The 892-nt window shown below is 75.4% G+C and carries 2 protein-coding genes; both read left to right on the top strand.

What is annotated here, in order from left to right:
- Positions 1 to 133 precede the first annotated feature (133 nt).
- A complete protein-coding gene (locus JFN87_RS33245) occupies positions 134 to 607 on the top strand; it encodes an NUDIX hydrolase (protein ID WP_209346244.1) in 474 nt (157 codons plus the stop codon).
- A gap of 20 nt (positions 608 to 627) precedes the next feature.
- Complete coding sequence (locus JFN87_RS33250) at positions 628 to 831, top strand: hypothetical protein (RefSeq protein ID WP_209346246.1); 204 nt, start codon at positions 628 to 630, stop codon at positions 829 to 831.
- Positions 832 to 892: the final 61 nt, after the last annotated feature.

Here is an 892-nt window from a genome sequence, read left to right on the forward strand (position 1 = left end):
GCCCTGCGCCATGCCCGCACAGTCCACGCCCCAGGCGCCCCGCGCGCCCCACGCGCCCCGGCGGCCACGGCGGCGCGCCCGTACGGCGCATCTTCCCGGGCGGCGCGGCGCGGCGGGCAGCAGACTTGACGGCATGTCGGGCAAGCGAAGCGCGGGACTGCTGGTCTACCGGGTCACGGACACCGGCACGGAGGTGCTCATAGGCCATATGGGTGGCCCGTTCTGGGCGGGCCGCGAGGCCGCGGCATGGTCGATACCGAAGGGCGAGTACACGGAGGAGGAGCGGCCGGAGGACGCCGCGCGCCGCGAGTTCCGCGAGGAGCTGGGGGTCCCCGCGCCCGGCGGGCACCCGGTCCCGCTCGGCGAGTCACGCACGCGCGGCGGCAAGACGGTGACCGTCTGGGCCGTCGAGGGCGACCTCGACACGGCGGACGCCGTCTTCGGCACCTTCACGATGGAGTGGCCGCGCGGCTCGGGCACCCTGCGGGAGTTCCCCGAACTCGACCGGGTGGCCTGGGTGGAGGCGCGCGAGGCGGCCGAGCGCCTGGTGGCGTCGCAACGCGTCTTCCTCGACCGGCTCGACCAGCACCTCGCTCAAGCGGGCTGAACCTCACGAAAGGTACTCCGGTGCGCTATCGCACGCATGTCGTCGCCGCGGCAGGCACGCTGCTCGCCGCGGCGTCCGTGGTCCCCCACGCGTCCCTGACCGACGTCGCACTGGCCGTCGCGGGCACCGGCCCGGGCGCGGCGCCCGGGCCGGGCGGGGCCCCCCCGCGCGAGCCGGCCTGGCGGGATCAGCCCTCGCCGGGGATCGCGAGAACACTGGTCTGAACTTCTGCGGGCGGTGCATTCTGCATGGCGCTCTCCGCCTCAAGAATGGGGGGGGACAGGG

Origin of the sequence: Streptomyces montanisoli, from assembly GCF_017813245.1 — a bacterium.
Classification (GTDB): Bacteria; Actinomycetota; Actinomycetes; order Streptomycetales; family Streptomycetaceae; genus Streptomyces; species Streptomyces montanisoli.

Bases quoted from the DNA above. Each gene is read 5' to 3' on its own strand.
- JFN87_RS33245 (WP_209346244.1), top strand. From the start codon at position 134: ATGTCGGGCAAGCGAAGCGCGGGACTGCTGGTCTACCGGGTCACGGAC.